Source organism: Metabacillus sp. RB-C-LZQ-3-1 (assembly GCF_058315175.1).
Genome location: NZ_JBZFLI010000040.1, coordinates 1 through 8,103, shown reverse-complemented (window position 1 = coordinate 8,103; position 8,103 = coordinate 1). Strand labels below are relative to the sequence as shown.

At 33.5% G+C, this 8,103-nt stretch carries 13 protein-coding genes and 1 riboswitch; of the genes, 8 read left to right on the top strand and 5 right to left on the bottom strand.

Translation table 11 applies throughout. The features are described from left to right. Nucleotides 1-1,382: MobQ family relaxase (gene mobQ / locus AC4GZ8_RS26025; protein ID WP_491084788.1), on the bottom strand; the 1,382-nt coding region annotated here is incomplete at its 3' end. A gap of 318 nt (nt 1,383-1,700) precedes the next feature. On the opposite strand from mobQ, the gene AC4GZ8_RS26020 reads away from it, so the two are divergent. From AC4GZ8_RS26020 to AC4GZ8_RS25990, 7 genes are all read left to right on the top strand, one after another. Beyond that, entirely contained in the window at nt 1,701-2,018 is a 318-nt protein-coding gene (locus AC4GZ8_RS26020; protein WP_491084787.1) for a hypothetical protein, read from the top strand. Between the two features lie 245 nt (nt 2,019-2,263). Next, nucleotides 2,264-2,464 carry a hypothetical protein gene (locus AC4GZ8_RS26015; RefSeq protein ID WP_491084786.1) on the top strand — a complete coding sequence of 67 codons (201 nt, stop codon included), beginning with the start codon at nt 2,264-2,266 and terminating at the stop codon, nt 2,462-2,464. Between the two features lie 37 nt (nt 2,465-2,501). Then, complete coding sequence (locus tag AC4GZ8_RS26010; protein ID WP_491084785.1) at nt 2,502-2,894, top strand: hypothetical protein; 393 nt, start codon at nt 2,502-2,504, stop codon at nt 2,892-2,894. A 2-nt stretch (nt 2,895-2,896) separates the two neighbouring features. Then, the gene (locus AC4GZ8_RS26005; protein ID WP_491084784.1) at nt 2,897-3,115 is read left to right on the top strand and encodes a hypothetical protein; all 219 of its coding nucleotides are present in this window, start codon (nt 2,897-2,899) and stop codon (nt 3,113-3,115) included. Further along, nucleotides 3,112-3,540 (top strand): hypothetical protein, encoded by a 429-nt coding sequence (locus AC4GZ8_RS26000; RefSeq protein WP_491084783.1) that lies wholly within the window; start codon nt 3,112-3,114, stop codon nt 3,538-3,540. The genes AC4GZ8_RS26005 and AC4GZ8_RS26000 overlap by 4 nt, the downstream gene beginning before the upstream one ends. Continuing rightward, the gene (locus AC4GZ8_RS25995; RefSeq protein WP_491084782.1) at nt 3,530-3,835 is read left to right on the top strand and encodes a hypothetical protein; all 306 of its coding nucleotides are present in this window, start codon (nt 3,530-3,532) and stop codon (nt 3,833-3,835) included. Before AC4GZ8_RS26000 ends, AC4GZ8_RS25995 begins: the two co-directional genes overlap by 11 nt. A gap of 187 nt (nt 3,836-4,022) precedes the next feature. Continuing rightward, nucleotides 4,023-4,601, top strand: a complete 579-nt coding sequence (locus AC4GZ8_RS25990; RefSeq protein WP_491084781.1) for a MarR family transcriptional regulator — start codon at nt 4,023-4,025, stop codon at nt 4,599-4,601. A 248-nt stretch (nt 4,602-4,849) separates the two neighbouring features. Here AC4GZ8_RS25990 and AC4GZ8_RS25985 read toward each other — a convergent pair whose 3' ends face one another. Together AC4GZ8_RS25985 and AC4GZ8_RS25980 are read right to left on the bottom strand one after the other, a co-directional pair. Beyond that, nucleotides 4,850-5,218 (bottom strand): response regulator, encoded by a 369-nt coding sequence (locus tag AC4GZ8_RS25985; RefSeq protein ID WP_491084780.1) that lies wholly within the window; start codon nt 5,216-5,218, stop codon nt 4,850-4,852. A gap of 75 nt (nt 5,219-5,293) precedes the next feature. Next, nucleotides 5,294-6,022: an EAL domain-containing protein gene (locus AC4GZ8_RS25980; protein WP_491084779.1), complete on the bottom strand. Its 729-nt coding sequence runs from the start codon at nt 6,020-6,022 to the stop codon at nt 5,294-5,296. A 93-nt stretch (nt 6,023-6,115) separates the two neighbouring features. Further along, a riboswitch (cyclic di-GMP riboswitch) is annotated at nt 6,116-6,201 on the bottom strand. Between the two features lie 313 nt (nt 6,202-6,514). Here AC4GZ8_RS25980 and AC4GZ8_RS25975 point away from each other — a divergent pair. After that, the gene (locus AC4GZ8_RS25975; RefSeq protein WP_491084778.1) at nt 6,515-7,054 is read left to right on the top strand and encodes a MerR family transcriptional regulator; all 540 of its coding nucleotides are present in this window, start codon (nt 6,515-6,517) and stop codon (nt 7,052-7,054) included. A gap of 315 nt (nt 7,055-7,369) precedes the next feature. On the opposite strand, the gene AC4GZ8_RS25970 is transcribed toward AC4GZ8_RS25975, so the two are convergent. Further along, complete coding sequence (locus AC4GZ8_RS25970; protein ID WP_491084777.1) at nt 7,370-7,537, bottom strand: antitoxin VbhA family protein; 168 nt, start codon at nt 7,535-7,537, stop codon at nt 7,370-7,372. Between the two features lie 10 nt (nt 7,538-7,547). Beyond that, nucleotides 7,548-8,103: hypothetical protein (locus tag AC4GZ8_RS25965; RefSeq protein ID WP_491084776.1), on the bottom strand; the 556-nt coding region annotated here is incomplete at its 5' end.

Genomic DNA, 8,103 nt, shown 5'->3' with positions numbered 1-8,103 from the left:
AGCTTTAAGGTACTCTCATACTTCATATAACGCATTTCAGGGCGTTCAGGATACAAAGAAGCTACCTGACGGACAAAAGTGTTTTTAAGGGCATTTTCTGCCTTCTGAAGCACATCACGTTCATGATGAATATGTTGACGAGCTTTTCTGTTTTTCTCCAGGAGTCCTGGGCGATCTGCTTCATGTTGATTTTTAACCTGGTTAAATTCTTTCTCGGTGCTAAAACCAAGCTTTTCACGGTGGTAATTTAGCTTTTCATTATGGAATTGAATTTCACCTTTTGCTCTAGAAATATCCTGTTCGGTTCTTTCTTTAGTGATACGATTTTCCTTTAATTTCAACGGGTTGAGCCAATTAAGATTTTCAATTCGTTTTTCGGCTTCCTGAATCTGTTTTTCGAAAGACTGAATCCATTTGAAATGGTCGGAAGCTTCCCTGATTTTTTCATCTTTCCAACGAATATAGCCATCATTTTTCTTTAATCGTTCATCCCACTTATCAAGTTGTTCAGATCGGTCTTTAATATTCTTCAAAGAAGGTTCAGCTTTCAGAAGTTTTGAAGCATTTTGTAAGTCTACACGTTCAGAAGGAGTAGTGAATTTCTCGAATTTTTGCTTTTGCTCTTGCTGGCGTGCCTTCTCTTGTTCTAATGCTTGTTTTTCTTCACGGTACTTTTGCAGATCCACGACAAGAGCGTTGTACTCTTGGCGATCTCGATTAATATTTCCTCTGTCAGTTTGGACACCACGCTTTTCCATCTCATGAGCAACGTGGCCGAGATGAACAGTTGGAAGCTGTTCTAGTCCACGTGCTTCATGAGAAAGATGGGAAATCCGTTCCTGAATCCCCTCTTTTTCTAAAGCTTTATTAGCATGATTCGCCCATTCTTCACGCCATTGTTCAAGTAATCCTCTATCGTTCCAGTCACGATTTTTCGGACCGAAACCATCAACTGTAATTTCTCTAGTGGTCAACATGACGTGAGCATGAGGATTTTCTTTGTCGTCTCTATGTATGGCAATATCAGCTACCATGCCTTTATTTACAAATTGTTCTTGGACATAATTTTTGATTAATTCTTTTTGTTGATCATTAGACAATTCTCTAGGTAGAGCAACATTCATTTCTCTAGCAAGTTGAGAGTCTTTTCTTTTTTCGTTTCTCTCAACTTCATTCCATAAACGGTTACGATCTTGCACCCATTCAGGAGAATTTGAAGGAGCAAGAATCATAGTATCTGGTTGAACTTCTCTACGATAGAATTTTTCTTCACCAGTACGTTCATCAAATAATTGTTCCCCTGAACGATATGAAGCAGAAGCAACTGCCGATTGTCCTCTCCCTCTTGAAATAACCTGTGCTGAAAAATGATAGATAGCCATGATTCTCACCTCCTTTTTTGTCGCCACGCGAATCCAATTTGACCGAAACGAAAAGGAAATAATCGTAAGATTGTTACCTTTTTGTTTTGGCTTCGCCGATAGGCGATTGTGTTTTTGTCCTTCCGTTTAGGAAGGGCAAGGGTTTTCTGTTGCGAGCAACCGCACACATCGGAACGATGTATAAGTGCGCCCTTCTCTCTTTCGTTCTAAGGGAATCATACCACAACCCGAGTGAAGAATCTAGCATTGTAGGTAGTATTTTCCTAGCTTGTGAGATAAAATAATAGACATAAAATAAATTAAGGCGGTGGGGTAATGATGGCACGTAAAACGGATAATGAAAGATTAAAGGAATTAGATGAACAGTTGGAAAAAATCAAGGCTCGAAAACAACAAGTTGAGAGCAGATTGAAAGAGAAAGAGAGAAAAGCACGAACAAAACGATTGATTGAAGTTGGAGCAATTTTCGAGAAGTATTTTGAATTTGAAGGACAAGAAGAAGCTGAAAAAATTGCAATGGCATTTCAGAAAAATGTCTTAAAAAATAAAGAAAAAGTTTTAGGGATGTCTTTAGATCAAATAAAAGAAGCAAATCAAAAAGTGGAGAGTAAGCAACCTGAAAAAGTGGGAGTTTAAGCATTCTTGCTGACGATTGGTTGCCTTGATGGCAACCTCTTAGCCTTTAGGGCAAATAAAAAACCACCCTGCAAAGAGTGGAATTTTATTGCAAACTGGTACTAGCAGTCTACTTTTGCTTGCTATCTTGTCGTTCGAAAAGAAAAAGTGAAAACCACTCTTTAGCTCCCTAGTTTAATTAGGGTGGCTTCAACCATTCACTATGTTTTTATTATACCCAATTCATTAGAAAGGTGGAAAATTTTATGTTAAAAGCACATGAAATCTTAGGTACTGATAAGCCGATTTTTAGAGAAAGAGAGGTAAATCATTTCTTTCTTGATGAAATTTCACACCTTAATGAAAACCCTGAAAAATATAGTGTTGTAGGCTATGTACAAGTGATTATAAATAAAAAAGTTTTCTTTAAGTCTGTTTATTCTCTTGATAAAAGTTACCTAAATTGATAAAATAAAGGTAACTTAAAAACGAAGGGGAATGACCATGTTAGAAGTATTAGACTTTCACAAGAAAATGTATGACGCTAGATGGAATGGTGAAATGGATTCATACGTGAGTATGAAGCAATTAGAGGATGAATTTGTAGCTTTAGTTCTTAAGAATGATTTAGGTTATGAAAAGTTGAATGAAATGTTAGAACAGCTTTATATTCCCCCATACAAGCATGATTTGTTACCAGAGCATTTAAAGCACTCAAATTCAGCTAAAAAAGAAAATGCCGGTCGTCCAAGTCTTGGAGTAACTAAAAAGGTTTCTATCACGCTTCCTAGCGATATTTGGGAAAAGATTGAGAAGGAAATTTCGGAGCAGGATTTAAAGTCTATGTCTGCTTATTTTCGTAAATTTGCTTTAGATCATTTTAAGGGGAGTGTGTAAAAATGAAAAAGTTGTTGATCTATAGAGAAAATGGTGAATTTGTTATTGAGAGAGTGAACGAATTTAATCATGCTTTTAAACGGAATTTCATAAGTGAACAAGGTCTTTTAGAAGGATTGCAGTCTTACCAGCCAGTCATTGACGAGTATGAACTGGAAGTGTCAGACGAGTTATGGTCATTGGTTTTGAATTTCTTAAATAGCAAGGGATTTCAAGAATGAACTGTAAATATTGCGGTTCACCAAATGAAAAATTTGCTGAAAACTGTGGGTTTTGTGATGCTCCTTTGAAAAAGCAGCGTCCAAAATTAAAAGATTTTATTTATTTAGATCAAGTAGAATTGCCATTCAGTCAGCTATCGCTTTTTCACACATACGATTTATTGATTTTGCTTCGACTGGTAAGAGAAGAAAGGTCGAAGTGCTATAATCTCATGAGAGGCATTCAGAAAGGCTCTAAATTAATTGAGGTTGATTCAGACACCTTAGACTATGCTGAAAGCGAATATAGGCGTTATACGGCTCGTATGAAGGTCATAGAGGGTATTTTGATAGATAGAATGGGGTACAAGCCTAAAAGAGTAGATGATAAGCTTTTAGAGAGTTTGAGAGTGAAAATAGAAAGGGAGAAGGACAATGACCGATAAAAAACTAGATATGATTTTGACTGCTTTAAGTGAATTCAGAGGCGATTTTGATAAGTTTAAGAATGAAAGTCAGGAGCAGTCGGAAGAAAATAAAAAGCAATTTAAAGAGATTAAGGAACAACTAGTACGTATAGAAGAAACAACCCTTCGTTTAGAAGCAGAACAACCTAAAGATATTACTGCAATCTTGATTCAAATTAGTAAAAAGCTAGATGAACGAGATAATGATCTACAAGCTTTGAATAAAAGAGTTTTTAGAACTGAAAGCGAAATTGAAAGGTTGACTCGTCAATAAGTCTATGAAAAAGGAAATTTTACTGTTATTGTCGAAATATAGAAAAAAGAAAAACCGCCCTGTCTTTGGTCGGATAGGCGGTTTCTCAAATCATAGAGGACAGGAATTAGTGTCCCTTTATTACTTATAGGATATTTATATTCTAACATATTGGGACTAATTCCTGCTACATAGGGAGAGGAATTAGATGAGAAAAAATTTTAATGAAGCTGAAAAGAGAGCTAGATTAAGAGAAATTCAAAATGAAAAGATTTTAACAGAAGAAGAACTTAAAACTGCTACTGAATTGCAAACTAAAGCAAATTCTAGAGGAATGATATTGATTCCTGAAAGAAAAGTAAAAAATAAAGCGAGGTTTGTCCAGTTGAACCAAGCCAATCTTTTATACTTGCGTAAAATTAAATATTTAACTACTGCCGAAAAAACTTTTTTAATAGATATTGCTCCTCATGTTGAAATTGAATCTAATTGCATTGTAGAAGATTGCAAGAAAACTAATTCAACACCTTTAACTCAAACTGATCTTGCAACAGTTTTAGGAAAGAAAAAGCAGAATGTAAATCCAGTTATAAAGGGGTTAATCGATAAAGGGATTCTAGCACGTTCTGAAAGTGGTTTAGAAGATAATAATGTTAGAGCTTATGCTTTATTTGTAAACCCTCATATCATGTTTTCAGGAGATAGAGACAACGTAAATGGAACTCTAAAAGCTATGTTTAGAAAAACTCCTGCTGAACTTAAAAAGTTACCTGAAAAATTATTTTAGAGCCTAAAATTAAGGCTCTTTTTTATTTGTTTCGTAGTAATGATTTTTCATTACAAAAGTAATGATTTTTCATTACTACGAAACTATCAAAAAAACTAGTAATATCAAGGGTTAAACCTACTTTTTTAACTTCTTCCCTTCTTACTCTATATTAAATAGCAATTCGTCCTAAGTTTTACAACCTTTATTTTATATATTTTTCGTTATCTGCCCTAAAGGCAAAAAGGTTGCCCTAAAGGCAACCTAATTTAGTCTGTAAGAGATTCTGAAAGTCTTTTTATTGTGGGTATTAATTGTTCGAAATGTGGCTTTATAATAAAATCTTTTGCTCCAGATCGTATTGCTTCTATCATCGTATATTTTGTAGCTAAGGCTGAAAATACTATCACTTTGGCTTTAGGGTTAATTTTTATTATTTCTCTAAGAGCCACAATTCCATCTATATTAGGCATTGTTAAATCAAGTAATACTATATCTGGTTGGTAATGTTCAAAATAATCGATTGCTTCTTTTCCATCTTTAGCTTCTGCAATTACATGATAATCCTCTTGTTCAATAATTTTTTTAATCGTTGTTCTCATAAATGAAGAATCATCTGCTATTAATACTTTTTTCATAATTATTTCTCCCCTTTAGGGAAAAACTCGGCTTTATATTGTAATACTAAAACTTTAAAAAAATTAATTTATAGTTTATAGATGATAATTGTAGAATTCTGTTAATAAAGCTGGTTTTCCTAATAAATAACCTTGGGCAATAGGAATACCTAAGGATTTTGCCATTTCCATATCCAATTCATCTTCTAAACCTTCTAAAATTAATTGACTTTTATATTCTTGACAATAATTTAGAAAAAATGAAATAAGGGATTGTTTTTGTTTAGAAGATTTTAGTTCTTTTGAAAAATATCGATCTAACTTTAAATAGTCTGGATTTAGCTCTATAATAGTTTTCAAATTACAATATCCATGTCCAATATCATCAATAGCAATTAAAAATCCATGTTTTTTTATTTCCAATATTCTAGTTTTAAATGTATCAAAATCCTGAATATTTTCAGATTCAGAAATCTCTAGAATAATTTCTTGACTATTTAAATAATTTTCAGCCATAATTTTATTGAGAAAATATGGGAAATCAGGATTTACGATAGTCGATGGAAGTATATTCAAAAATAATTTCCCGTCTTTTTTAGATAATCCTGCTGAATTGTAGGTAGAAATAGCTTTATGAATAGACCCAGAATCTAATTCATAGAGCTTATTTCCTTTTATTGCTTCTTGGAAAATATATTCAGGATTAGAATACATATTGGATCTGAGAAGTACTTCAAAACCCAATATATTCCCAGTTTTCAGACAAAAAATAGGCTGAAAATGGTGGAAGAATTTTTCTTCCTTTATAAAATCTTCAATAGACAAAACTCACACCTTCCTTATTCCATTTTTTTACATATAAAATAAACAAAAAGGTGAACCTGAAGAGCCTAGGTTCACCTTTTTGATCTAGTTTTCTTCGGTGGCTAGGCTACCATAGCAAAAAATGCTTTAGGTCCTTGGCTTTGCGTCCTTACCTTTCGATAAGTTTGCCTTTATCGGGAATTATTAAACTAGTGCTATTCTAACAAATTACAACAAAATTTGACAATTAAATACATGACTTTTGTCTATGTTTTTAGTTTACATAATAGCTCTTTTGGGAAGTTGATTTGCGATTCAATTTCTATATTTAGTCATATTTGGGCAAATTATACGATTTTCAGTTTGGGAAATAACACAAAAATAACCCTATAATTTAAAAGTAAGTTCTTTCATTTACTCTTGTTTGCTTCTTGTTGCTATGTGATTTACTAATTGACAAGAAGGTATTTATGATTTATTCCTAGAATTTTAAATAGAGAGGTGATAAACGCCATGGATAACACTAATCATGAGGAAACACATAGAGCCTATTGGGCGAAGGATATTGCTGATCTACTTGAAGTTACTACATCTAATTTAAGAAGATGGTCTATTGATTTAGAAAACGCTGGTTATCGCTTTTATAGAGATGAACATAATCGTCGTGCTTATTTTGAAAAAGACATTATGCCGTTAAGAAAACTAAAAGAATTTCTAGCAAATAATATGAGCAAGAATGACGCTATAAAAGCTGTTGTATCAATGTTTCCACAAGAAAATAACGGTACGTTAACGATACCTGTGAATGAAGATACAATGCGTGTATCAAAGAGTGAACTAAGGGAAATCGTGAAAGAAGCAGTAGAGGAAGAACGAGAAATGATGTTTCGAGCATTTGAAGCAAAAATGAAGGATGTGGTTGAAAAGAGAGATCGAATACTTATCCACGAGTTGAATCGTTCACTGGAAGAAAAGCGTTTAGAGATTGCAGTAGCAGAAGAACCAAAACAATCATGGTGGAAAAGATTCCTTCGAAATAAAATTGATAGATAAATAGTATAAAAGTCCTTTTTAATTACAAAAATATCAAATATAATATTTCTTATTTGGTATTTTTAAGGAGTTAAAATAAAATGGAAAATCAATTTTGTTCAACAAATCTAGTTGAGGAAAATATAATCTTTCAACTTTTAATATTGGGCTATAAATTTAAAACTGATCGAATTTCTTTTGAAAAATATTCAAAGCTATATAAAAAATTGTATGAATGGATTGACTATTATCAAGTTAATTATCGATAGATTTTAGGGAGGTTTATAAAGGGTGAAGGGGGGATTTCCCCCAAAACACCACCCTTGAGCCTGCCAGCTACTTTGATTTTACCATGTCTAATACTCGTTTATGAAATTCCTCATCAGTGATTTTTCCCTCTAAGTTGTCTATAATCAGTTTTTCTTCTTCAGGAGTTAAATATAATCCTTCTATGGCGTTGGTGGCTTTTGCATACTTCATAGCTTTCTCCCATTTTTCGCTCATGTCATCACCTTTACCTTTCTAGTTCCATGCCTTTGTACCGTTGTTTTGATTTGCTTTTACCTTTTGTTTTTTGTTGCTGACGATCTCGTTCTCGAGTCATTTCTCTACTTGCTTGTTCAATGCCCTTCATAACTGCGTCTAACAAGCCTAATCCTTTTTCTTGGGATTCGATTTGTCCTTTAAATTCAGGAACTTTCGCTTCCATTTTACCTAGAATATTGGTCTGTTTTTCAAAGTCGACTTTTCCAGAAATGCCTTCCTTCTCCATGTAAGATTTATAGCTATCACGGGCAGTAACTGCATTGTCATACTCTTGCTTGGTTGATTTGGAAACAAGCATTTTCCCTTTCAGGAATGGATTGTTTTCGTATTTTTCAACAATGGCTTGGTGTTTTTCGTAATTTTTTAAATAACCTTCTGCACGCTGCAAGCGTGATCGGTTATGATCGACTCGATTAATTTCCCCTTGAAGCCTTTGAATTTCTTGTTTGCTGTTATTTAAAACCTTTTCGATTTTCTCGATTGGAACAACTTTACCTTTTCCATACTTTTTATTGAGCTCCACA